Below are 24,929 nucleotides of genomic sequence, written 5' to 3'. Positions count from 1 at the left end.
GATGGCGATTCAACCGCCGAGCGGCGCCTCGTACATGTAGTAATGGCAGCGTTCCATGCCAAGGCCCGCATAGGTCGCCTGGGCACGCGCGTTCTCCAGCTCCACGTACAGGCGTAGCCCCACCGCACCCGCGCCCTCAGCCATCGCCTTGACGTGCGCGTACATACCGCGGAACACCCCGTGGCGCCGCGCTTCCGGCGCAACGTAGACGCTCTGCACCCACCAGAAATCGCCGCAGCGCCAATCGCTCCACTCGTAAGTGACGAGCAGGCAGCCCACGGCTACGCCCTCCCACTCCGCCACGAGATAAAACCCACGCCGCGGTTCGTCGAACACCGCACGTACGCCGCGTCCGATGGTGTCCGGATCGAGACGCTTTTGCTCGGTCTCCCAGGCCATGGCGATGTTCCAACCGGCGATGGCGTCGGCGTCGTCGGGTGCCGCGCGGCGAATCTCAAGAGACATGGCGTTATCCGTTGGAGGGGCGACGCTTGCGCGACGCACCGAGTTTGCGAGTAAGCGTGTTGCGGCCGACGCCGAGCGCCGCGGCGGCGTGTTGGCGATGGCCCTCGTTGGCGAGCAGCGCGGCCTGCAGCAAGGTCTTGTCCAGCGCATCGCGAGCACGTGCGTGAATATCTTCCTCGCCCTGCGCCAGGGCATCCTGCGCCCAAAGGCGCAATGCATCCGTCCAATCGCTGCCGCGCGAAGTACGGGATGGCAATGCGCCGAGGTCGCCCGGCTGAATTTCCGGACCGGGCGCGATGACCGCGAGACGGCGGCAGAGGTTTTCCAGTTCCCGTACGTTGCCTGGGTAGTCGCGCTGCTCGATCAGCTTCATCGCGCCACGGGAGAAGCGCTTCGGCGGCAGGTGCAATTCCGCCGCCGCCTGCGCCAGGAAGTGCTTCGCCAGCAGCGGCACGTCGCCGCGCCGTTCGCGCAATGGCGGCAAGGCAATTCGCACCACATCCAAGCGATGCTTGAGGTCCGCACGGAACTGCCCGGCAGCGACGCGCTCATCGAGATCCTGATGCGTGGCGGCGATGATGCGTACGTTGCCGTGCATCAACTCACGGCCGCCCACGCGATAGAACTCGCCGCCCGCCAGGACGCGCAGCAAGCGCGTCTGTAAGGCCAACGGCATATCGCCGATTTCGTCCAGGAACAACGTGCCGCCTTCGGCCTGTTCGAAGCGTCCGGCGTGCCGGCGCGTGGCGCCCGTGAAGGCGCCCGCTTCGTGGCCGAACAGCTCGCTCTCCAACAACTCCGACGGAATGGCTGCGGTATTCAACGCAACATACGGTTTACCGCGCCGCGCGCTTTCGTCGTGCAGCGCGCGAGCCACCAATTCCTTGCCCGTGCCCGTCTCGCCGGTGATCAACACATTGAGATCGCTCGCGGCCACGCGCCCGATAAGGCGAAACACTTCGCGCATCGCCACGCTTTCGCCGAGCAACGCGTGTGCGTCCGGACGTTGCGCCGGAACCACGACCTCTTCGCGTGCTGCGGCAAGCGCACGCTCCACGGTTTCCACCGCGTGATCGAGATCGAAGGGCTTCGCCAGATAGTCCGCCGCACCCGCGCGATACGCGGCGGCGGTCGTCGCGACGTCGGTAAACGCACTCATGACGATGACCGGGCCGATGTTTCGCCGGGTCAGATCTTCGAGCAAACGCAGACCATCCTCACCCGGCATGCGAACGTCCGTGACGAGCAGCCCGGGCCGACCCTCGGTCAACGCCGCACGCACGGCATCGCCCGCACTGAACTCGCGCACGGTATGGCCTGCATCACGCAAGGCCTCCGCAAGCACGAAGCGAACGCCGCGATCGTCGTCGGCAATCCATATCTCGGTCATGACCGCTCCATGGGAAGGTAAAGCGAGAAGATCGTTTCGCCAGGCCGGCTCGTGCAGCGCAGGTCGCCGCCGTGCTCGATGGCGATCTCGCGCGACAGCGCAAGGCCGAGGCCCGTGCCGTCCGCACGCCCCGAGACCAGCGGCTGAAACAAGGTGTCGCGCAGGTCGTCCGGCACGCCGGGGCCGTCGTCCATTACGTCCACGCGCAATGCCGCACGCACGGTACGGTCGCCGAGTCGCGCACCATGTTCGACGCGCGTGCGCAGGATCAGCGTGCCAGCTCCCGCTTCGATGGCATTGCGCGTGAGGTTGAGCAACACCTGCAGCAAACGGTCGGCATCGCCGATCGTATCGGGGAGACTCGGGTCGTAATCGTGGCGTACTACCGGCGCGTCGGCTTCGGCAGCGACGATGCTTTCCAGCCGTTCCAGCAATTCATGCACGTTGACGGGTGCGAGCCGAGCGACGCCGCCGTGACGCAACAGACCATCCGCCAGCGCCGCCAACCGATCCGCCTCGGCAATCACCATCCCCGCCAATTGCCGGAGATCGTCATCCGCAACGCGACGCTCAAGCAACTGCGCCGCCCCGCGCAAGCCGGCCAGTGGGTTCTTCACCTCATGCGCGAAACCTCGCAAGGTCGCTGACAACGGCGTACCCGCCGTAGCGAGATCGGACGCCAGCGGATGCACCTCGACCAGCACCCGATCGCCATCGATCGATTGCAGCGTGAGATCCGCCAACAATTCCCGCCCGCGCGCCACGCCGAAGGTCGCGCCACGCAGATTGAAGGCATGCCGCTCCGCCACGGTCCGTGCCAGCTGCGCCGCGAAACCAGGCGCTCGCAACAGCACCGAAAAGTCCTGCCCCACCGCCGTCCGCGGCCCCACATCCAGCATTTCGCCCAGCGCCGGATTGAGCCACAGCACGCGGCCATCCGACCCAAGCACGGCCAAACCCGTGCCCAGCAACGTCAGCAAATCGATCTGTTCGGGTGCATGCATTGCACCAATGTAGGGAGTTGGGGGGCGGGGTGCAATTGGGTGGCGTTTGACGACTCGGTGGGCAAATCTGCATTGATGGATCGCACCTGCCCGACTACGGCGTACGCGGGACAAAACTGTCCAATACGTCAATCAGTTAAAACCGTATCGCGCTGCGCTGATGACAGACGCAGGGCAAAGTAGCACCAAGTCGGACTCCCCGGTCCTTGTTGTTCCGCACTCATGAGATCCGTGGGATACGCATCATTTGGCGGCGCGGACGCAGGTTATCGCTATCAATAGCTACAACCATGTCGCCATGTCACGTTGGATGAAGCAACGCGAGAACTGTCGAAGAACGGGTGCCTCACGTCGTAAGAGAGGCATCCGAGTACATCGGACCTGATTCGACAGCGTAGGTATAGCGCTGCCGACAAGCGTCACCCGAATAGGTTCTCATGCGCGCCTTCGATCTGTTCCCGGGGACCATCGGAGATCGGCAGGACACGGTTTCGAAGCAGAGGGGAGCACAACTGAAACCGTGCTGAGCGCCCTGGAATTGGACACCAGCTCAGATGATGTGGCGCCCAATGTATCTCGGCGATGAGGCAGGGCGGCAACTCGTGCGTTGCGTCGGTCAAATAACCTTTCGACGCATGCGTCCCCTAGCGTGGCCCTCTTCTAGCTCCGGCGAAGAGGATAGATAGCCGCGCTTGTCGAGAGCCACCAGAATCTCGGCGACACCAGGTTCCAATGCCACGACAAAGGTACGCCCTGGATGCAATTGCGCCAAGCCACCGCCAATGCGCTGAAGCACTGCGGCAATCTCGCCCCACGTCATTTCGGGAATGCCCTGTGTCAAAAGGTACCGCAACTCGTCCGGTGAGAGTGTGTCCGACGACATCAAGCGCGATACGGACCGCGAAAGCACTTTTGGGAAGCTCACACGCGCGACGGATGCATCCCTTGCAAGTCGCGCAAAGACCACTGGAGCCGTCGGTGAGGCGGCAATTACCGTTTCGTCGACGTTGGAAAGAATGCGGACGGCATCCTCAACGTCAACAATTCCGCCAACGTATAGCCGTTCGATAGTATCAAACGGAATTGAATCCTCAATTTGCGAGTGGCGGACCTTATCCCAATGCGGCGAAAGATAGTTGACCTGCACACTTGGGGATCGGTCGAGCACGACTGCCCAAAGCTCCGGCGAAAGCACAAGGCACTCAAGTGCAGCAAGCGTCTGAAGTCTTGAATCGGTCACCTCCTCCGTAAGCAGGCTAGGGTCCTCGATCAACGTGGTTGAGAGCAGCTTCGCAGCGACGCCATCCGCGAGATTTGCCTCTGTGAGTATCCATGACTGGAGACGCCGGTCACTTACGTCATGTCGCCAAAGGCTTTTAAACAGATCGTTTACATGCATGGCAGCGTATGCCGAAAGCACCGCTCGAATGTCGACTTGATCTATGTCGACTTGATCTGATGACTCCGAAGCTTCCATAACAGCCTCAAGACGACGTAGCGCGTCAGGTCGGTCAGTAATCCGGTCGGATTGTATAGCCGCGAGCCAGAGCCTCACTGGCAGCTGCTCCAGCGAGGCAAACGTGCATTTTGTTCGATCAAAGTAGGCGACAGAAAGATCGACGTTGCTTTCAATCATGTGTAAGGCAAGTAGGGCCGATGCGGAATCCTCCACGAGATCGCCTGGCTGACTGAGCAGCGTACGTACGATGTCTTCCGCGTGTCTTTTCACAAAGTTATCAACACCGTCAATGCCAGTGACAAGCACGTCGCGCAACGCGATGGAGTAAGCGTCGTCGAATGACACCTCCGCCTTCGACGCGATCAGGCGCAGCATTTTCAACGACGGAGACAGGGAATTCGATGCAATCAGCGAAGCCAAGACGTCCTTATTAGTTGCCGGACCTAGGTTATAGAATCGGATTGTAGCCGCCTTGATCCATAGCCAACCCCCGGCCGGCCGAGTGAGCTTGGGGACCAACAGAGAAACGTCGGTGAGCGCTTCGACAGCATTTCTTATCGACCCACCGTCCTCCCCTAGGCGCCTTACCTCATTAAGGCTGAGGGTGTCCAGGGTCGTGGTAATGAATGCTTGCTCTGCTGCTTGATCGGGAAATGAGGCCCCGTTCAGTACAGCGGCAAACAACGTCGATTTAAGGTCAAACATCGCCCGGGCGAGGCTATGTCCATCACCGCGTGCAATTAGCCGATTCACAACTTGCGCGAAGCGATCAATGTACTCACCACCGTCATGCAATACCCTCTGAAGGTACGGAGAGTAAGCGCCTTGAACGTCCGATACGTACGACTGACACAGATAGCCAATAAGGTCCGTCATGATGCCGCGACCCTGGTCGATATTTTCCAAGCGAAGCTTTTTCAGTAGCCTTGCAGGCTCTTCAATGGGCGTGTCAACGTCGCACTCATCCCCTTGACGGAGCGCCAAAAGGAGATTCATATCTTCGCGACCGATAGTATGACCGTAGAAGTGCCCAATATAGTCGGGATAATCCTGATCCAAATGGCCGGCGACTAAGAGATACTTGATCGTTTCGTAGCTTGCGAGTCTCTCAGCGTAGCTCTCTTGATAGCCCGATCGCATGCCCTGCGCGAGTGGCATACGTTGCAGGTCGTCGCAGTATCGCGCCTTCGATGTCAGGTCCGCCCGGGTGGCTTCATCATCGATGCTGATGGCGGCGAGTCGCGCCGAATAATCCATCTCCTGGAGGGTGTCGGACAAGCGTAACGCCTGGCTAATTCTTGCTCCGTTCTGGTGCAGAAGGTATTGGGCTGCAGTGGACTCTGCAAAGCTGTCGAAGACGGCATCCGTAAGAAAGTCGGGCAGGCTGAAGTTCGAGCCTTCTTTCTGAATGAGTGTCGCCGCCGTGGTGGTATTGGCTCGGCTCTGAAGGTGATACCAGGCAATTATCCGTAGTTCTAGAATGCTCCGCGCCACATCCTCATTCTTCTTCGTAAGCCTATTCTCGAGGACGGCCATCTCAGCTCGTACAACAGCCACCTGCTTGCTTCGCCATTCCGCATAGCCGGCGACCAGCTCGTAGACGAACCCTTGACGCTTACTCAGACCCCAGTACTGATCAGAATGAACATTCTTGATCACGATCATCGCAAACAACTTGTCCCAATCAAGCCGGATCGTCTTGAGCATGATGCGTGCGAATATGTGAAATTCGTTGACAATGTTTTTTACAAGGCGCATGTCATCGATGCGATAGCACACTGTTTCGACTAGCTCCGCATTCAACTTGCTGGCATAGGTCTCGCCACCGAACTTGCGCTTTCGAAGCAATTCGATCATCTTCGCGTGCGAGTTTTCTTTGTTGATAACCGGCACGACGGGCACCACCACGTCGAAGAATTTTGTCTTCTCACTTCCGGCAAACAGTTCGTCGTTAAGGGCATAGACGAATCGCACCGGACGCGTGATTTGTGGCGCCTCGTTGATGATCGCGTTGATTTCTCTAAGCCGGAAGAACACGTCCTGTACGCCGAACCGATCGAGGTCTTCGACGATGACTACGTCGATTGAACTGTTCTGAAAGCAATAGAGGATCTCATCTACGTTCTTGTGAAGCACCGAGCCGTGATGCACCGTTTCCACTTTACCGCCCTTAATTGACCAACCGTCAATATTGAGGAGCGAAAGTGATCTGGCGATCGCGTAAATTAAAGCCGTAGCCACCGCTAGGGCAACTAAGAGCGCGGACGTGGCAGGCACCCATGCCAGTGCACTCATCAGCCAATCGGGCTGCACATCCTTTGAAGGGTGGGCAAAGGGCAGATATAGGCGCGAAGCCGCCACTGCGCCCAAAAGGATCAATAGCGTCGCAAACGCCGCCCGCCCGCGAGAGGCCTGCACGATGCGCTTCAAACGACTGCGCGGCAGCTTCTTTGCCGGAACCGCGTATAGCAGCTGCTGAACGATCGTCTCTTCGATGCGCTCAATGAGTTCAGCGACGTTGACCTTCGGCTCTTCGGCGCTCGCGTGATCAGACTCGTCCGCGGTGGACGCGACGACGCGGTCTTTCCGGAAGGTCGCCAGCGACACGGAAGCGTATGTTAGTCCGGGATGATGTTCTTTGAACGTTCGGATCAGGCTGCTCTTGCCTGCCCCATAGCCGCCGGTAATGGCGACGTTGCGCACTAGTGGGTTGGTAAGCGCCACGGCCAGCTCACGCTCGTAGCCTTCGGACGCGGCCGGATCGAGAAGGATGGGCGTTAGTGGCTCAAGAGCGTCGCTGTAGTCCACTGTGGCAGTGAGCCACTCCACGGCGGCCAGCAAAAGCTTCCACGCCGCTCTCAATCGAGTCGTCAACGGAAAGCGCACCGCACTCATACGTGCACCTCGGCTTGCATCTCTCTACGCTGCAAGCCGATGCAAAGCTGACATGCCTCTCCCAGACGAAATGTAACGTCCAATGTGATCCCCTTTGAACCGCCTCGTGCCGGCGGCAATGTGAGTCTAACCTGTGCCTACGAGCAGAACATCGCTCCGGCCGGGGACTACCTTGACCATTGCGCCGCATAGCGCACCCCGGTAGCCGAGCAACGTGCGGATAGCTAGCAGAACGAGCTGACTACCGCACCGTACGCCTCAGGGTTCGAGCGGCCTATTCTTACAGAATTTGCGACTCTGGTTCCCACACTTTAAATGACGGGACGGCAGATTTCGCGCCACACCTTCAAGCTAGGTTCCCGCTCATCTTCTTCTGTTTTCTTGAGCGCAAGGCAGCCATCAACAAAGCTTGTGAGTTCTCCCGCCAAGTCGTCGTCTTCAGGCGTGCCGCCCCCGAACCCTCCATGCGGCATACCCTCGAATATGTGCAGCTCCGCAGCGACCTTGGCTTGCCGTAGTGCGCGATGGAGCCGCACTGCGTTGGACAGCAGCAAGTCTCTTGTCCCCGACTGAATGAACGTCGGAGGAAAGTCTTCGAACGTGCCGAATAGAGGCGACAGAGAAGGGTGCGCCAGATCGTGACCGGCCGCGTAGAGGAGATTCTGCTTCATCAGTGAACGGGGCAGTACGACGTCCAGGTCGCGGTTCGTTTGGAAACTGTCGCCCGATTCGGTCAAGTCGACTTCCGGCGACAGCAACACCAGTCCGGATGGCATCGGCAAGCCTTCATCGCGTGCTCTATGCAACATGGCTACTGCAAGGTTGCCGCCAGCAGATCGGCCACCTACGACGATGGCCTCCGCGGGGTACCGCGCCAGGAGAAATCGATACGCTGTGAGACAGTCTTCGAGAGCAGCCGGATAGGGGTGGTCCGGAGGCACGCGATAATCGACCGCATAGCAAACCAGGCGATGCAGCTCCGCTTGCTGCTGAGCACCTACGCGGCAGGGCTCGCCTTCCCCGAACACCAAAGCGCCGCCATGCACATCGAGATACACGGCGTCGCTCTTCGGATGGGAAGGCAGGGCAACGTGCATCGTCGTCGCCCCCTCGCGGATGGTTTGCAACGGGGCACCTGCTGCGCCGTGCTTGCCCGCGAGCATTTCTGCATATAGCGCAGCCGACATGGCTTGCAGACGCTTCCATCCTGAGTGGTCCGTCACTTCGGGCAAGCTCATCAATGCATGACGAGCGACACCTTCACTGGTGATCTGTTTGCCCATCCAAGCCCTGGCGGCTGGACTGATCGAGGCTGGAAGCGGTATCTGCCTGGGCTCAAGCTGAAGCGTGCCGTGCAAATCGTCTGTGGATTCGGTATTCATACCGCCAAGCTTATAGAACCCGGTACCACCCGCAACACCGTGAAGCAGGCGAAAGGCCTTGTCGGAAGGAACTGCGAACTGAGGTGTCATTTGGTGCGCGCACGTATGCTTAACTCGGCGCTTGACCGACGGGCTGTCTGCTGCGACGTTCATCACTCCTATCGTCTGAGCGCGCGTAGCCTTTGAACGAGAACGAACGACTGCGGCGACTCCACGAACTGCGCGTGCTGGACACGGCGCCGGAAGCGCTCTTCGACGCCCTGGTCCAGGCGGCTGCAGCGATCACCGGCATGCCGATGTCCCTACTGAGCCTGATGGACCAGCATCGGCAGTGGTTCAAGGCCAACCACGGTTTGCCGGGCGTGTCCTCGACCCCGCGCGACGTGGCGTTCTGCCACCACGTGGTGACCGATAGCCGGCCCGTGGAGGTACATGACGCCCGGACGGACCCACGTTTCGCCAACAACCCGATGGTGACGGGCGAACCGGGCATCCGCGCGTACGCGGGCTTCCCCATCCGAACCAGTAACGGCGCGACCGTCGGATCACTGTGCGTGCTTGGCCCAGTACCAGGCACGCTGACGGATGGGCAACGGGAGGCGCTGGCTCGCTTGGCCCAGGCTGCGTCGTTGGCCCTGGAGAGCCGCCTGGAATTGATGGAGCAGCGTGACCGGGCGGAGCACGAAGCCGCGGAGGCTCGTCGACTGGCGACGACCTCGCAGGCGCTCGAAACCGAATTGCGCGAGCGCCAGCAGTTCCTGCAGCGCACCGGGAAGCTGTCGCGTGTCGGCGGGTGGGAACTCGACCTGGTCACGCATGCGTTGCGCTGGTCGGAGCAGACGTGTGCGATCCATGAGGTACCCGCCGACTACGTTCCGCCGCTTGACGAGGCTTTGTCGTTCTACCCGCCGGGGGCACGTCTTGTCATTCAGAAGGCCGTCGAACGATGTCTGGCCGAAGGCGAACCGTGGGATCTGGAGCTCCCGCTCGTGACCGCACGAGGTCGGCGCATCTGGGTGCGTACCGTCGGTGCGCGGGAAACGAAAGACGGACGGCCGGTGCGCCTGGCCGGTGCCATACAGGACGTCACCGATCGGCGGCGCGCGCTCGAAGCGCTGCAGGCCAGCGAGCGACGTTTTCGGCAACTTTTCGAGTATTCCTTGAGCCTGATCTGCACGCATGACCTGGAGGGCGTCCTCCTGTCCGTCAACCCGGCCGCTGCGAACTCGCTCGGTTATGCCGTCCACCAGATGCTGGGCCGCTCGCTGACGGAGTTTATGCCTGCGCGGCGGCGGGCTGGGTTCGCCGACTATCTGCAACGAATCGCCACACAAGGTATGGACGCGGGTGTGATGGAGTTGGAAGCGGCAGATGGCGGCCAACGCTATTGGCGATACCAAAACCTGAGAGAGGACAGCACCGAGGGCCCCTATGTCCTCGGCAGTGCCCAGGACATCACCGAAGAACATCGCTATCAACGCCTGTTGGTCGAGTGGTCTACCCGCGATCCGCTTACCAAGGCGTTCAATCGCCGCTATCTGGAACAGTTGGAGCAGTGGGTCGCGAACGGTCGCCGATGGGGATGCGTGGTTTTGGATCTGGACCACTTCAAGGCCATCAACGACTCCTTCGGGCATGCACGTGGCGACGAAATCCTCATCGCCACAGCGACGCTTCTCAGCGACTGTTGCCGTAACGAGGACGCGGTGGTGCGTTTAGGCGGCGACGAGTTTCTGCTGGTGGTCAGTGACCCGCTTCGCCTGCCGGCATTGAGCGCCGACATTCAGACCAAAGCGGCGCAGCGAGGCATTGGCGTGAGTACCGGGTGGGCAAAGGCTGAGCCCAGAGAGCCCGTGGCCGTTGTCGTTGCTCGCGCAGATGAGGTGCTTTATGCACAGCGGCTCAAGAGGCGCGCGGCTCAGTAGCATTCGCGGTGACGGTGGACCGACGACTACAGCGCCGTCTCCGTCATTATTTGCGCTCTAAGCCGAACGCACTCCTGACAAAGTAACGATCGAAAGCCCGGCCGCATAGTACGGCGCCAACACATCGTCCGTTTCATCCACCTCGGCGATGCCTTCATGAGCCCGGGGGTCGGTCACCGAACGCCTGCACTTCTTCGTGTGCGAATACGAACCCGGCGACCGCACCACCGCTGGCGGCGGCAACGCAGACGAGGGTGAGGACATCGCCGTGATGGAAGTCGATATCGACGAGGCGCTTGGCATGATCGCTTCGGGAACGATCCGCGACGGCAAGACCATCATGCTTCTTCAATATGCCGCCCTGCATCTTTTCCCTCGGTAGTCCCCCGGCCGATGCACGGGAGGTAGAAGCGGGATGCGATCGCCACAAGGCGCATGACAGCGCCGCGGCAATCAGGCACTGTCCGACGGAACGCGCGGTCGGCCGCGACACAGGGGACATCGGATGACGAAGTGGATCGCGCTGGTCTTCGGGCTGGCGATGGCGGTGGGGCCTTCTCTTGCGGTCTGTGCCGAAGCGCCCAAGGGGAGCGCCGTTAGCCTCTCGCCATCGTGCAAGGGCAAACCCTCGAAGGTGGACGAGTCGGGCTACGTCGTCATCGGAGGCATCGAGCAATGGGTGACAGCCAAGGGAGATAGCTGCGCCAATCCCGTTCTACTCTTCATCAGTGGCGGCCCCGGTAATCCGCTCAGTGGCCTTTCCGACAGCATCTACGGTGATGGATACCGCGACTTCATCGTTGTCCAGTGGGATCAACGCGGCGCCGGCATGACCTACGGGCGCAGCCCACCGGCTCCCGACGAGAAGCTGACCATCGAGCGGATGACCCAGGACGGCAACGAACTGGCCGCTTACCTCGCCAAGCGCTATGGAAAGCGGAAGGTCATCCTGTGGGGTAGCTCGTGGGGTTCGATTCTCGCCGTCTACATGGCGAAGTCACACCCGGAGCTTTTCTACGCTTACGTGGGCACGTCCCAGATCGTCAATTCCGAGGAAGCCCAGGCGGAGAGCTACAAGAAGCTCGTTGCTCTGGCGACCGCCGCAAACGACAAGGATTCCCTCTCGGTACTCACACAGGTCGGGTCACCGCCGTGGACCGACCCACGCAGCTTCGGCAAGGTCCGCCGGATCATTCGCAAGTACGATGCAAAGGTCACCGTGCCGCCGCCCGATAGCTGGCGCCGCGCTCCCGCCTATACGACGAATAAAGCGGAAGCCGACTACGAAGCCGGCGAGGACTACTCGTTCCTCAACTTCGTTGGCATGCATGGCGACGGCATGCTGTCACAAGTGAACCTGCCCAAGTTGGGCACGGACTTCGCCATCCCCGTGTTCTTCGTCGAAGGCGCACATGATTTGCTGGCGCCCCCGGAACTGGCCCGCCGTTATTACGAGTCGATCACTGCACCGCAGAAAGGTTGGGTGCTGCTGGAACAGTCCGGCCACGACCCGAACCAGGCAGTGGTGGATGCCGAGTACAAGGTGCTTCGCGAGCGCGTACTGCCGTTGATACGGGACAAATGACCGGCCGTCGTACTTAACGTCGAGCATCCGCGTCACTTCGATTTCGGACAATAGATTGCAACGCCGCGATCGTCCAAAAAGCTGCCCCGCTTTCGGGCCGACCCCACTCGACCATGGGCGCCTACGATGCTGCCGCGCGTCATAACCGGCACCTTAACCGCGCCGCTGGATAGTTGGTCCTCTCGTCAACCGGCAGGGATATACCTCGTTACGCGCCTACCATCCACGCCACACGAGGCACCGACCGATGACGACCCGATCTGCATTCGCCGTATTTGGCATGATTCTTGGCACTGCCCTTGTCTCTGCGAGCCCGGCTTTCGCGCAGGACGCCACGCCGGTGCCGGGGCACCCGCGAGTGAACGAGGTCAATCAGCGATTGGATAACCAGCAGGATCGGGTCGCGAACGGCGAAGCCAATGGCACGATGAATGCCCGGCAGGCAGCGCGCGACGAAACCCGCGATGCCAATATCGCGCAGCGCGAGAGTCGTGACGAGGCAGCGCACAATGGTCACCTGACCAAGCGCGAGCAGCACAATCTCAACAAGTCGCTCAACCGGAACAGCTCGGATATTCATCGTCAGAAGCATTGAGTCTTCCACGCGATGGTTTGAACCATGCCATGCGCGGCCTGGGCAGTTAGCAAAGGAACCATCGGCGACGATTGTTGCGGGACAGATGAATCGTCCAAAGCTAAGCTTCGTGCATTCAGCCACCCAGGTCGCGCATGCGCTATCGCTACATTGAACAACCTGCCTGCGACGATGCTCCAGACGCGGTCATCGAAGCGTTGTGGGAGACATCGATCCTTTCGCCCGGAACCTACGTGGTGTTGCCAGACGGGCGCCTGGACCTCGTTGCGCGCTGCGACGTTACGGTGGCTGGCGAGGAGCGAGTGGTCTCGGTCGCGATTATTGGTGCATCGAGTCGACCGAGCCGCCTTCCCGTGGAAAAGGATCAATGGTTTATCGGCGCGCGCTACTCGCCTGGATTCGGTGCCTGCCTGGGCGTCGTACCCTCGCGTGTGGCCGATGCCGCGCTGCGCGGCGATGACGTGCTCACTGCGCTCGGCGATGACTTGGGTGATCTCATGCAGGCGCGCGGCTTGCCGCAGATACGCGACGCATTTCGTGCCCTTGCGCTGCGACGTGCCGCGATGGCGGCCGCCTTGCCGGACGCAGCGCGCATCGCTATCGAACGACTGCATCACAGTGCAGGCACGGTCGCGATCAGCGAACTGGCATCGATAACGGGCACGCCTGAGCGCACCTTGCGCCGTCACGTGCGACAAGCGATCGGCCTGCCGCCGAAGACATTCGCCGGCATACTGCGTTTCCATAAGGCCATGCGACTCATGAGCGCGAAACCCGCCCCCATGCTGGCCGACGTTGCCGCCGCCTGCGGCTACAGCGACCAGGCCCACCTGACGCGCGAATGCCAACGCTTCGGTGGCTTCACCCCGGGGCAGCGACTACCCGTCACCCTCGTGACGATGCCGCTCGGATCGTTGGCCGATTGATTCAAGCGTCGCCGTCGAGCGGCGCTTACCATGCGGGCTGACCTTCACGGGGAGCCCGCCATGCGCTTCGGCTACACCATTCTTTACGTTCCTGACGTTCCGGCAGCCGTCGCCTTCTACGAAGCGGCGTTTGGCCTGCATTGCCGTTTTCTGCACGAGTCCGGCATGTACGCCGAACTCGAAACCGGCATGACCGCACTGGCCTTCGCGCACGAGTCCATGGCGACAGCCAATGGGCTGACGATCGATAACGCGACGCCGACCAAGCTCGCCCCACCGATGGAAATCGCGTTTGTCACCGACGCGCCCGACGCGGCATACGCGCATGCTGTGAAACATGGCGCATCGGTCATCCGTCCCATGGAGGAAAAGCCCTGGGGCCAGCGCGTCGGTCACGTGCGTGACCTGAACGGCATCGTCGTCGAGATCTGTTCGCCGATGGGTGGCTGACAGAAAGATGGGCGCGTCGCTGGGTCGCAAGAGGCGATCGACGCCGCGTCCTATGTACAAGCCAGCGAAACGATGGCCTGCTTAGATTGGACTGGATCACGTCCCTCAAGGCCATGCCCATGCAACACATCCTCCTGCAAACCACCATCGAAGGCGACAGCGACGACTGGCACATCGGTCGTTTCAGCCTTCTGAAAGCGTTCCTGGAGAGCCTTGTCGATGAGGACGGCGCAGCGGCCTTCCGGGTCACAGCGCGAAACCGCGCAGCACTCGGCGCGCCCGACCCGGTGCTCTCTACGCTTCCCGACAGCGATGTTCGACAGGTATGGCTGTTCGCAGTCGACACCGGCAACGGTCTGACCGCCGACGACTGCGCCGGGTTGAGCGAGTTCCGCCGTCGTGGCGGCGGGCTGATGGTGACGCGCGACCATATGGACCTTGGCAGTTCCATCTGCGGGCTGGCCGGTATCGGCGCGGCCCATCACTTCCACACGCACAACCTGGATCCCGATGCGAGTCGGCAGTGTCGTGACGACATGGCGACCGCCGATATTTCCTGGCCGAACTATCACTCCGGTGCCAACGGCGACTTCCAGCAGGTGGACGCGGTCGGCGACGTGCATCCGGTGCTGCGCGATCCCGAGTCGCCGTCCGGCGTCATTGCGTTCCTGCCATCCCATCCGCACGAGGGCGCGGTCGATGCACCGGCCGGGGATGCGAGTAGCCGCGTGATTCTGAAAGGGCGTAGCAAGATCAGCGGGCGGGATTTCAATCTTGTCGTCGCGTTCGAGCCTTCCGACGCAGGCGGCCCTGCCATCGCGGAATCGACCTTTCATCATTTCGTCGATTACAACTGGGACACGGCGGCCGGGTGCCCCTCCTTCGTCTCCGAGGCGCCGGGCGACGGCATGCGTCGCCATCCGGAAGCGCTGCGTTCGACCCACCGCTACGTCAGGAATCTCGCGTTCTGGTTGGCGGGCCGGCGGGGCTGACTAGCGCTCGGATGGTTGCGGCGATTCCGCTTGCTTCAGCCGTTCGCGCTCAGGCCATCGAGGTCCGCTTCCCCGCTCTCTTCGATCACCGCGCCCACCGCCTGCAGCGTGCTTACGCGTTTGCAGATGTCGGTGGCAATCTCGTCGAACGAACGCGATGCGCCGAGGATCTCCGCCGGAGGCACCCCGGTGCCTGGGAAAACGGCATGCCAGAACCAACTGGTGTGCTCGCGCGTGGCGGTGACCTCGGCAATCAAGGCAAGACCGGTACGGTCGGTGCAAGGCACGCGGAACCTGCGTGCATGGGGCAGGGTATTCATAGGGAATTCTCCATCTGACCAGAGGCCAGGGCGAATTCCCCGTGGATGCTGGCACTCGACTGGCCCGCATCGTTCTCTAAGACCAGCCTCTCACGGACGGACCGAGCGCATGTAAAAATTGCGTAATGCTCTGGGATGGGGTGGTCTCGCCTTTATCCTTGCGCTCGAAGCGGGATATAAGCGACACATACTTGGCCTGTGCGCAACGATGAACATCACGCTCGACGAAATTCAGAACTTCATTGCCGTGGTCGATACGGGGTCGATCACCAGCGCGGCCCAGCAACTCGACCAGACCGTATCGGCGGCGAGCCGCACATTGGGCAGGCTGGAACAGAAGCTCAACACCACGCTGCTGCGGCGAACCACGCGGCGCCTCGAACTCACCGACGAGGGCGAGGTGTTCCTCGAGCGCGCCCGTGACATCATGGCCGCGGTGGAAAGTGCCGAGGAGCAGATGGCCTCGCGCCGCGCCCGGCCTGCCGGGCGGCTTCGTGTCGATGCCGCATCGCCGTTCATGCTGCACGTGGTGGTGCCGTTGATTGCCGGATATCGGGAGCGATACCCCGATGTGGCGCTGGAGTTGCAAAGCAGCGAGGGTTACATCGACCTGCTGGAGCGCCGTACCGATGTGGCCCTGAGGATCGGGCGGTTAAAGGACTCCACCCTGCACGCGCGTCCGATCGCGACGAGCCAGATCCGTTGCCTCGCCAGTCCAGATTACCTGCGTCGCCATGGCACGCCGAAGCATGTGGCGGACCTCGCCAAGCACAGCCTGTTGGGCTTCACCGAACCCGACTCGCTCAACGAATGGCCTCTGCTGGATGGGCAGGGCCAACCGGTCCACATCAAGCCGACGATCGGGTCGTCCAGCGGCGAGACCCTGCGCCAGCTCGCGCTGGAGGGGAATGGCATCGTCTGCCTGTCCGACTTCATGACGCGCGTCGATCGTGAGGCGGAGCGGCTTGTCCAGGTGCTACCGGAGCAGACGGTAGCGTTCCGCCAACCGATCAATGCGGTGTACTACCGCAATACAGCCATCTCGGCCCGGATCGCGTCGTTCGTGTCCTATCTGGTCGAGGCCATCGGGGAGAACGGCTTCGACGGCTGAGGCCGCCCTGGCGGCTATGCGGCACGCTATCGACATCGCGCTCGCGGACGACCCGACGCACCCCCGCGACACATCAGCGGAGCTGACTGTCCTTGCTGCCGCGGCGGTTGTAGCCACTGAAAGCGGCGGCATCGCGGTCCGCCGCTTCCTGGCAGGCCACGCAAAGCCTGACCCCGGGCACGGCCTTGCGCCGTGCTTCCGGTATTGGCTTGTCGCATTCCTCACAGCGCTCCAGGCTCGGCCCTTTGGCGAGCTGGCTGCGCGCGCGCTTGACCGCGTCCTCGATGGTGGCGTCGATCTGATCCTGTACGGCGGTGTCGCCCGCCCATCCGGTCGCCATGGTTCACCTCCCGGGCGTTGCCCCGATACCTAAAAATGGTGGCAAGTCCCGGGTTCCCAAGTCGTGATGGGGGCGTGTTTCAGGCGCGAGGTTCGTCGTAGAGCCCGAATTCCGTGATGCCCGGCTGACGGCCGCTCAGCCTCAGGCGGACCCGTTGGGCAACGCTGCGCGGCAGCTCATGGAACTGATAGGGCGCAGGCGTTGTGCCGGAGGCGAGGGCGATCCAGCGGCCATCGCGCTCCACCTCGACCGCGTACGACGCGATGCGGCTCGTGTCGCCGTAGTCTTCGACATGCAGCGGCTCCACGATCGACACCGTGTTGAACGACACGGGTGCATCGAAGCGCACCTCGATCCATGCGTCTTCCTTGCCGCGATCGGCAAGCCAGTAGGTGCGGAAGTTATCGTCGAAGGCCTGGTCGGGACCGACCGCTTCGTCGCTTGCGCTGGCCCAGGCAGGCCGGCCAGCCGCAAGGTCCGGTGTGGTGATGGTGACCGAGCGGCCGATCTTCGGTGCGGGACCGGGGTTCTTCCAGAGCTGGCCGATCTCGGCCAGCCGGGCCACGGCGTTGTCGTCGAAGCGTCCATCGCGGTTGGGCGCGACGTTGAGGATGAGATTGCAGTGGTTATCGTTGAACGGCTTCAGCCACTCTTCGACGATCGTCTTCGCCGATGCCAGTTCCGCCGTGGGATACGCCTTCTTCCAGAACCAGTCGCTCTGCAAGGTGGTTCCCGATTGCGATGGCACGGGGCTGTTCGGAGGGATCTTCTGGCCGGCGTGTTGCTCGTACTGCTTGATGTCCGTGTAGTACAGCGCCGTGCCTGGGTAGCTGCCCGCGTTGTGATCGGTGAGCAGGCAGTCGGGCTGCAACGACTTCACCAGATCGTAGATCTCGCGATACGCAAGCTCCGCATACGAAATGCGCGACCACGAGGCATTCCAGCCATCGAGGATCAGCGCCGTCAGCGGTCCGTACTGGGTCAGCAATTCGGTGAGCTGCGCCTTGATGAGGGCGATCTTCTCCGGCGTGACGGTGCGCGCACGAATGTCCTGGCGCAGATCGAGAATGGAAAAGTACAGACACACCTTGAGACCGGCCTTGCGGAAGGAATCCACATAGCGGCGCACCACGTCGTGTGGAAACGACGACTGCATGACGTTGGCGCTGCCCGTCTTCGTCGGCCAGAGGCAGAACCCATCGTGGTGCTTGGTGGTGAGGCAGGCATAACCCATGTTGGCGGACTTGGCCGCGCGCGCCCATTGATCGGTATCGAGGCGTTTCGGATCGAACAGCGTCGGCGACAACGTGGGGTCGCCCCATTCGCGCTCCTCGAAGGTCGCCATGTTCAAGTGGATGAACATGCCGAAGCGCAGGTCGAGAAAAGCCTGTTGCAACGCCAACAGCCGTTCGGGATCGACGACGACGTGCGACTTCGGCGTAGCTGGTGCGGCCGATGATGCTGCAAAGGCTCGCGCCCCCGGCCACAAGCTGCTGCCGAGAGCACCCGCGGCCGCCAAGGCCTTCGTGAATTCACGTCGATTCAATGCCCCGCTCCCCACGTCGTGTGATCCTCGAATGTCGCCGGATGGTCCTGGCCTGTCAACGCGATATCGTCACGCCTCGGATGTACAAGACAGCGGTGCGCCCGAGCGAGTAGCCTCCGCCTATGACCGGCTCCCCTATCCTGCACGGCGAGAACGCTGAGGACGACGCCGTTGCCTGCAGCGAGTCGTCGAGGCGGTGGACGCTGGTCGCAGCGATCGTGGGATCGGGCATGGCCTTCGTCGATGGCACCATCGTGAATGTGGCGCTGCCAGCGATTCAGCGCGCACTCGACGCGACCACCGCGGACGCGCAGTGGGTGATGGAAGCTTATGCGCTGCTGCTCTCTGCGCTGCTGCTCGTTGGTGGTGTGCTGGGCGATCGCTACGGCCGGCGTCGCGTGTTCGTGATCGGTGCGGCCGTCTTCACGCTGGCCTCGCTTGCTTGTGCCGTCTCAACCTCCGCAGGCACGCTCATCGGTGCTCGTGCATGGCAAGGATTGGGTGCCGCGCTACTCGTGCCGGGGAGTCTCGCTCTTATCAGCAGTGCGTACCCGAAGACGCGCCGCGGAGCGGCCATCGGTACGTGGTCCGCTTTCAGTGGCATCACGGCTGCGGCCGGCCCCGTGATCGGTGGTTATCTGGTGGAGCACGTGTCGTGGCATTGGGCGTTCCTGATCAACGTGCCGTTGGGCGTCGCATTGGTAGCGATCTGCCTGTGGCGCATGCCGGAGAGCCGCGGCGCGCAGACAGGCCAGCTCGATATCGCGGGCGCGGTGCTGGCGACGCTCGGTCTGGCCGGGGTCGTGTTTGCCTTGATCGAAGCACCGACGCGTGGGTGGCTGGCGCCTTCGGTGCTGGTGGCAGCCGTCGGCGGCGTCGTGGCGTTGGTCGCGTTCGTTGTCGTCGAACGGCGATCGATCTCGCCGATGCTGCCGCTGTCGTTGTTTCGCCATCGCGAATTCGCGTCGGCCAATGCGCTGACGCTTCTGCTCTACGCCGCGCTCGGCGGCAGCCTCTTTTTCATTCCGCTCAATCTCATTCAGGTGCACGGCTATGGCGCCACAGCGGCAGGCGCCTCACTGCTTCCGACGATCCTCATCATGTTTGCGCTGTCGCGCTGGACGGGGCGGCTTGTGGATCGCGTCGGCGCGCGGCTGCCGCTGATGATCGGACCGGTGGTCGCGGGCGCAGGCTTCGCGCTGTATGCGCTGCCGGGCGTCGATGGCAACTACTGGACGACGTTCTTCCCCGCGAGTTGCGTTCTGGGGCTCGGCATGAGCATCGTGGTCGCGCCGCTCACGACGACGGTGATGAATGCTTTGCCGCCACAACATGCTGGCACGGCGTCCGGCGTGAACAATGCGGTCTCGCGCACCGCGGGCCTGCTCGCCATCGCTGTCTTCGGCGTCGTCCTCACCGTGGTCTTCAATGACACACTCGATGCGCGGCTGGCGGCACTCACGTTACCCGGCGACGTCGTTCGCGAGATCGGCGCACAGAGAGCGAAACTGGCAGGTATCCAGATCGGCGATCCACAAGCGCACGAGGCGATCGGCGTATCGTTCGTGGCGGGGTTTCGTGTCGTGATGCTGGTTTCTGCCGCGTTAGCCGCGCTCTCGGCCGTCATCGCTGCCACTACCCTGCGTCCGGATCGACCGATCGCGGCGAGATAGTAGCGACGCAGCGCTAGCGCCGCGCTTGTCTATTGCACGCTCGTGTTCCGTTGTCGCCTGTCCGCCGCATCACGTCTTGGGCCAGATGCTGCGTGTTCAGAACCAGAGGCGAATGCCGGCCACCCAGCGGCGATCCGTGATGCGTCGGCCCGCGTCCTTCGCGAGATCCGCCGTGCCGCCTGTCAGGTGTTCCCAAGTCACGCCGACATAGGGGGCGAACGATCGACGGATTTCATAACGCAGACGCAAACCGCCATCCACGCTGGATAGCCCCGCACCGATATCGCGCAACGGATCGGCCTTGCCGTACGCATTAATCTCAAGCTCCGGCTGCAGGATCAGACGCTGCGTCAATCGCAGTTCGTACTCCACTCGCGCTCGTGCGGCCGTGCGGCCGCCCGCACCGGCGTACAGCGTCGCCTCGACTTCGAACCAGTAGGGTGCCAGCCCCTGAATGCCAGCGGCAGCCCAGGTCCGTGCCGGGCCTTCGCCGAAGTCACGGCGCACACCGAGCTGCGTGTCCCAGAACGCCGCCACGGCATGGTTCCAGAAGGCCTCGACATCGCCGTCCTGCGGACGATTGCCCGTGCGCTCGCCTTCGCTGCGCAGCCAAAGTTTGTCGGTATCGTTGCCGTACCAGCCATCGGCCTCCCACGACTGACCGTGGCTGCCTTTGCCAGCGAAGCTCTCCAGGTTATCGAGCAGCAGATTGGCAACGGACGAGCGGTCGTCCATGTCCATCATCGTCATACCTTCCATGCTGGACGGTACGACGCCATCGGACCAGTCTGGACTGCGCGCGTTTGCTGGCGCTGCACCGCCCTGCATGGCGCCCATCGACATCGGGGCGTCGTCGTGGGCATCGGCATGCGCCGGTTGAGCGTGTTCGTCTTGCGCCGGGGTCGAAGCCGGTACGTCGCCGTGACCCATGGCCGCATGATCCATACCGGACATCGACTGCGCGCTGGCAATACCGGGCCCGGCGAGGACCAGCCAAACGATGAGCGCGCGCCAGTTCACGACACCACCACTTCGCGGAACATGCCCGCTTCCATGTGGAAAAGCATGTGACAGTGGAAGGCCCAATGTCCCGGGTTGTCGGCGGTGACGGCATAACTCACCTGCTGCGCGGGCTGCACGTTGACCGTGTGCTTGCGCACCTGGAAGCTTCCGTCGGGTGATTCGACCTCGCTCCACATGCCGTGCAGGTGAATGGGGTGATTCATCATCGTGTCGTTGACGAGGCGGATCCGCAGCCGCTCGCCCTGGCGGAAGTGCACGGGCGTGGCGGATGAATACTTCACGCCGTCGAACGACCACGCGTAGCGCTCCATGTTGCCTGTCAGATGCAGCTCGATGGTCCGCCCCGGTTCGCGATCGTCCAGCGGGCCGCCGAGGGTTCGCAGGTCGGCATAAGTGAGCACGCGGTGCGTGCGCTCGCGCAGTCCTACGCCGGGATCGTCGAGGTTCGTGCGCGGCATGTCCACGCGCATGTCCACGCCGGGGCCGTATTCCGTGCGTGCGTGGTGAGCCATGGTCATCGGTCCGGCGTCCGCGTCGCCGGCCATGGCGCCCATCATGTCGCGCATCGACAACCGCGGGCGCGGATCGAGTGCGGGAACGGGCGCCGTCATGCCGAGACGCGGCGCGAGCGTGGCACGCGCATAACCGGACCGATCGATCGACTGCGCGACGATCGTATACGCCCGATCCTCTCGCGGCTCCACCAGCAGGTCGTAGGTCTCAGCGGCGGACAGGCGCAGCTCGTCCACGTCGACCGGTTCGACGTCCTGCCCATCCGCAGCGATAACGCGCAGGCGAAGGCCGGGAATACGGAGATCGAAGATCGAGTTGGCCGACCCATTGATGACGCGAAGACGCACCCGCTCGCCCGGACGGAAGAGACCCGTCCAGTTGCCGGCGGGGGAGGTGCCGTTGATCAAATAGGTATAGGTCGTCGCCGAGACGTCTGCGAGATCCGTCGGATTCATGCGCATGCGGTTCCACATGCGCCGCTTGTCCAAGGCGGCGGGCATGCCGTTCGCACGCACGTCGCGAACGAGATCCGCCAGGGTGGGCTGGCCCATGTTGTAGACGTCACTGCGTGATCGCAACGACGCATAGATGCGCTCGGGGTCTTCGTCGCTCCAGTCGCTGATGAGCAGCACGTAGTCGCGATCCGCGGCGTGGCGCTCGCCGCCCTTGGGCTCGATCACGATCGCGCCGTAAAGACCGCTTTGCTCCTGAAAGCGGCTGTGCGCGTGGTACCAGTAGGTACCCGATTGCCGGACGGGAAAGCGGTAGGTAAACGTCTTCCCGTCGGGAATCCCGGCAAAGCTGATGCCTGGGACGCCATCCTGGTCCGCAGGAACGACCAGCCCATGCCAGTGAATCGATGACGCCGTAGCAAGCTGGTTATGCACGTGCAGCGCGACGGTCTCGCCTTCGCGCCAGCGCAAGGTGGGACCGGGGACGCCGCCATTGACGGTCACCGCCCGGCGCGACCGGCCGGTGAAATCCACCGCCGCCTCGCGAATCGTGAGGTGCGCTTCGGGACCGCCCACGTCTTGCACGGCAGGCATCGGTAACGTCGCTCGCGCGGGACGAACGAGTCCAAGACCCAAGCCGACGCCAGCGATCGTCAATCCCTGGACGAATCGCCGGCGTGGCAGAAGAAGAGACGGCTCGTCGATGTCGCGCATGAAGTGAAGAATCGATATCTCGGGGCCACGAGAGTAACGAGCCGTCCAGGCGCGCGACAACTCTCGACAGGGCTCCAGGCGGCTTGGCGCTTACTTGCTCAGTTCGGCCTCGCACTCATCGATGGCGACAAACGCGCCCTTCAGGTCGGGTTGCGTGCCGACAATCGCCGCCTCTCCGCCTTCAGGTGCGGTGCCCGTCATGGTGAGCAACTTGCGGACATCGATACCGGTCAACGGCAGATGAGTCGCAAGCGCATAGCCGGAAGCACTTGCAGCGGCGCCCGCCACGATGGCCGCCGCTGCAACCGTACCGCCGTGCGTGTCCGTATAGCCGAGTGTCTCCCCGCCGCCAATGGTTCCCAAGCCGAAGGTGGCGGTGACCACGTTGTCGCAACTCCAACTCGAGCTGTCAACGCGCGCGCCGTAGTTGCTCGCGGGCGAACGCCTCCCATCCGAGGCGCAAAGACCACCGGCCAAAATGGCACCGGAATCATTCTTCGCGCGATCGAACCTTCCACGAAAGTCTGGGTGATCGAGATCGATACCGCTATCGCCTGCACTCTCAACGACCACCACGCCCCGATCCGTCAGATCCCTGATGGCATCAAACCAGGCTGGCATGTATTCCATGGGCAGCGTGCAACCGGTCACACAGCCAGCAATGGGCGTCGCCGCAGCGGAGTAGGTAATCGCCAGTACATCCCCACGTTTGAGGTAGCCCGACATGTCCATGAAGTTTTCGATGTTGACCGAGGCATGGGCGACCGACGCCTTGTTCGCAATGCCCGTCACTCCCGAACCATCGTTTGTTCCGGCGATGATGCCAGCGGTCGCCGTGCCCGTGCGGTCGATCACATACGGGCCGAATTTCCGAGCCGCCGTGCGCAAGTCAGGATGATCGAAGTCCCAGCCGCCGCGGTCCATGATGACGACCTTGACGGCTTCTCCCTGACCGCCCGGTTTCCGGCTTGCATAGTGAAAATCTACACCCCCAAGCCGGTTTCCCTCGCTCATCGCATCCGACGCGTAGAGGTAGTCCTGAAGGTAGCTGTAGTCCGAACTTTGCACATTCAATGAAGTCAGACGGGGCTGTCGTGATCTCGACGAAGACGGCGTATCGGCGACGATGCCGCGCAGGTCCGGGTAGACCAACTCGACGTCATCGCGCGCCGCCAGCGCGACCATCAGGCTATTGATGCGATCGGCATCGGCTGCCACGTCTTCCGATAACACAATGCGGTAGTAGCGCCGGAGGCCACGCGGATCATCTCGGTCTTCCGAGGGAGCCGCTGTCGTCGCTCCGAATAATGGGGCGACATCCAACGGTTGCCAGGACATGGAAGACAGGACGTTATTCAGCGCGCTATGGACCCGTGCAGCGTCGTGAGCCATCGCACCTTCACGCATTTTGACGACGACAGACTGATACGACTCGCCCACGGCAGCGGAAAATTCGACGCCGCCTGCGTTCGCGACGGTGATACCGAGAGCAAGGTTCACAGCCAGGAAAATAATGCCGGACTTGAGTTTCACAGGACCTCCTGGACGGTAGTGCGCGGGGATAGGGCTTTGCTCTGTCGCGCCTTGGTTTCCGGCGTGAGGAACTGGCAGACCAGCCTCTTGCGAACGATGCGCGTGGCGCTCAGCGTGACCTCCGCCTGGGCGAAGCCGTCGAATCCTGCCGTCGCCAGCCGTCCGCTTTGCAGTTCTCCATCGCTCTCCAAAGGCCCGGTCACGATCAGCTCGACTTTTGCTGCGCCGACATTCGATTTCAAAGCCCACTTTACGTGTAGGTCTTCGGGGGCTACGGCTTCACCGGAGTTGTAGTAGTTGAAGGATGTACGGATACCGATGCCCTTCACGTTGGTTTCGTAGATGCCGTCCCCCAATGGGCTAGGCTTTGTAAAGAGGTGCACTTTCGAGGTTCGCCAGGGATAGATACACGTCGCCAGATACCGAACGTTCGGGGCGCCCCTACGCTCGGCTATCACGGTACCGGGCGGCACGCCGTCGGGAACCTTGACCACACCGAACGAGATCGATTGCTGTGCACCTTGGGTCGGATGGGTCAGGCAATACGATGCGTAGCATTGTCCGGAAGCGAAGAAAAGAAGCGCGGCTGCGCTGTACGTACAACGAGGTCGAGACATGGGCGTCCTTGTGGATGGC

20 protein-coding genes and 1 pseudogene are annotated in these 24,929 nt (G+C 62.3%); 9 read left to right on the top strand and 12 right to left on the bottom strand.

Going from position 1 to position 24,929, the window contains the following annotated elements; genetic code table 11:
- Positions 1-9 precede the first annotated feature (9 nt).
- The 5 genes from IM816_RS00785 to IM816_RS00765 form a co-directional block, all read right to left on the bottom strand.
- The gene (locus IM816_RS00785; protein ID WP_250339397.1) at positions 10-465 is read right to left on the bottom strand and encodes a GNAT family N-acetyltransferase; all 456 of its coding nucleotides are present in this window, start codon (positions 463-465) and stop codon (positions 10-12) included.
- Between the two features lie 4 nt (positions 466-469).
- Positions 470-1,855 (bottom strand): nitrogen regulation protein NR(I), encoded by a 1,386-nt coding sequence (ntrC, locus tag IM816_RS00780; protein WP_250339396.1) that lies wholly within the window; start codon positions 1,853-1,855, stop codon positions 470-472.
- Positions 1,852-2,859 carry a two-component system sensor histidine kinase NtrB gene (locus tag IM816_RS00775; protein WP_250339395.1) on the bottom strand — a complete coding sequence of 336 codons (1,008 nt, stop codon included), beginning with the start codon at positions 2,857-2,859 and terminating at the stop codon, positions 1,852-1,854. The genes ntrC and IM816_RS00775 overlap by 4 nt, the downstream gene beginning before the upstream one ends.
- A gap of 616 nt (positions 2,860-3,475) precedes the next feature.
- Positions 3,476-7,213: a YobI family P-loop NTPase gene (locus IM816_RS00770; RefSeq protein ID WP_250339394.1), complete on the bottom strand. Its 3,738-nt coding sequence runs from the start codon at positions 7,211-7,213 to the stop codon at positions 3,476-3,478.
- A 311-nt stretch (positions 7,214-7,524) separates the two neighbouring features.
- The gene (locus IM816_RS00765; RefSeq protein ID WP_250339393.1) at positions 7,525-8,748 is read right to left on the bottom strand and encodes an alpha/beta hydrolase; all 1,224 of its coding nucleotides are present in this window, start codon (positions 8,746-8,748) and stop codon (positions 7,525-7,527) included.
- A gap of 29 nt (positions 8,749-8,777) precedes the next feature.
- Between IM816_RS00765 and IM816_RS00760 the strand changes: the two genes are divergently transcribed.
- From IM816_RS00760 to IM816_RS00730, 7 genes and pseudogenes are all read left to right on the top strand, one after another.
- Positions 8,778-10,520 (top strand): sensor domain-containing diguanylate cyclase, encoded by a 1,743-nt coding sequence (locus IM816_RS00760; protein WP_250339392.1) that lies wholly within the window; start codon positions 8,778-8,780, stop codon positions 10,518-10,520.
- Positions 10,521-10,667: 147 nt separating this feature from the next.
- A pseudogene (locus tag IM816_RS00755) lies at positions 10,668-10,902 on the top strand (NUDIX hydrolase); the annotation flags it as partial.
- A 123-nt stretch (positions 10,903-11,025) separates the two neighbouring features.
- Entirely contained in the window at positions 11,026-12,105 is a 1,080-nt protein-coding gene (locus IM816_RS00750; RefSeq protein ID WP_250339391.1) for an alpha/beta fold hydrolase, read from the top strand.
- Between the two features lie 247 nt (positions 12,106-12,352).
- Positions 12,353-12,700 carry a hypothetical protein gene (locus tag IM816_RS00745; protein ID WP_250339390.1) on the top strand — a complete coding sequence of 116 codons (348 nt, stop codon included), beginning with the start codon at positions 12,353-12,355 and terminating at the stop codon, positions 12,698-12,700.
- Positions 12,701-12,834: 134 nt separating this feature from the next.
- The gene (locus tag IM816_RS00740; protein WP_250339389.1) at positions 12,835-13,626 is read left to right on the top strand and encodes a helix-turn-helix domain-containing protein; all 792 of its coding nucleotides are present in this window, start codon (positions 12,835-12,837) and stop codon (positions 13,624-13,626) included.
- A 30-nt stretch (positions 13,627-13,656) separates the two neighbouring features.
- Positions 13,657-14,076 carry a VOC family protein gene (locus IM816_RS00735; protein WP_250339388.1) on the top strand — a complete coding sequence of 140 codons (420 nt, stop codon included), beginning with the start codon at positions 13,657-13,659 and terminating at the stop codon, positions 14,074-14,076.
- A gap of 119 nt (positions 14,077-14,195) precedes the next feature.
- Positions 14,196-15,068, top strand: coding sequence for a hypothetical protein (locus IM816_RS00730; RefSeq protein ID WP_250339387.1), 873 nt, complete (start codon positions 14,196-14,198; stop codon positions 15,066-15,068).
- A gap of 35 nt (positions 15,069-15,103) precedes the next feature.
- Here the strand turns inward: IM816_RS00730 and IM816_RS00725 are convergent, their stop codons facing one another.
- Positions 15,104-15,388, bottom strand: a complete 285-nt coding sequence (locus tag IM816_RS00725) for a hypothetical protein (RefSeq protein ID WP_250339386.1) — start codon at positions 15,386-15,388, stop codon at positions 15,104-15,106.
- A gap of 208 nt (positions 15,389-15,596) precedes the next feature.
- Between IM816_RS00725 and IM816_RS00720 the strand changes: the two genes are divergently transcribed.
- Entirely contained in the window at positions 15,597-16,499 is a 903-nt protein-coding gene (locus IM816_RS00720; RefSeq protein ID WP_250339385.1) for a LysR substrate-binding domain-containing protein, read from the top strand.
- A 73-nt stretch (positions 16,500-16,572) separates the two neighbouring features.
- Here IM816_RS00720 and IM816_RS00715 read toward each other — a convergent pair whose 3' ends face one another.
- Positions 16,573-16,839 carry a DksA/TraR family C4-type zinc finger protein gene (locus IM816_RS00715; RefSeq protein WP_072323265.1) on the bottom strand — a complete coding sequence of 89 codons (267 nt, stop codon included), beginning with the start codon at positions 16,837-16,839 and terminating at the stop codon, positions 16,573-16,575.
- A 79-nt stretch (positions 16,840-16,918) separates the two neighbouring features.
- On the bottom strand, positions 16,919-18,385 hold the full coding sequence (locus tag IM816_RS00710) for an alpha-L-fucosidase (protein WP_250339384.1): 1,467 nt from the start codon (positions 18,383-18,385) through the stop codon (positions 16,919-16,921).
- A gap of 122 nt (positions 18,386-18,507) precedes the next feature.
- On the opposite strand from IM816_RS00710, the gene IM816_RS00705 reads away from it, so the two are divergent.
- Complete coding sequence (locus IM816_RS00705; RefSeq protein ID WP_250339383.1) at positions 18,508-20,058, top strand: MFS transporter; 1,551 nt, start codon at positions 18,508-18,510, stop codon at positions 20,056-20,058.
- Between the two features lie 96 nt (positions 20,059-20,154).
- On the opposite strand, the gene IM816_RS00700 is transcribed toward IM816_RS00705, so the two are convergent.
- The 4 genes from IM816_RS00700 to IM816_RS00685 form a co-directional block, all read right to left on the bottom strand.
- Positions 20,155-21,078: a copper resistance protein B gene (locus IM816_RS00700; RefSeq protein ID WP_250339382.1), complete on the bottom strand. Its 924-nt coding sequence runs from the start codon at positions 21,076-21,078 to the stop codon at positions 20,155-20,157.
- The gene (locus IM816_RS00695; RefSeq protein ID WP_250339381.1) at positions 21,075-22,760 is read right to left on the bottom strand and encodes a copper resistance system multicopper oxidase; all 1,686 of its coding nucleotides are present in this window, start codon (positions 22,758-22,760) and stop codon (positions 21,075-21,077) included. The genes IM816_RS00700 and IM816_RS00695 overlap by 4 nt, the downstream gene beginning before the upstream one ends.
- A gap of 90 nt (positions 22,761-22,850) precedes the next feature.
- Positions 22,851-24,293, bottom strand: coding sequence for a S8 family serine peptidase (locus IM816_RS00690; RefSeq protein ID WP_250339380.1), 1,443 nt, complete (start codon positions 24,291-24,293; stop codon positions 22,851-22,853).
- Positions 24,290-24,910 (bottom strand): hypothetical protein, encoded by a 621-nt coding sequence (locus IM816_RS00685; RefSeq protein ID WP_250339379.1) that lies wholly within the window; start codon positions 24,908-24,910, stop codon positions 24,290-24,292. Before IM816_RS00685 ends, IM816_RS00690 begins: the two co-directional genes overlap by 4 nt.
- Between the last annotated feature and the right edge of the window lie 19 nt (positions 24,911-24,929).

The organism is Luteibacter flocculans, assembly GCF_023612255.1.
Lineage (GTDB): Bacteria > Pseudomonadota > Gammaproteobacteria > Xanthomonadales > Rhodanobacteraceae > Luteibacter > Luteibacter flocculans.
The sequence above is the reverse complement of the archived record's forward strand: the minus strand, read 5'-3'. Positions and strand labels throughout refer to the sequence as shown.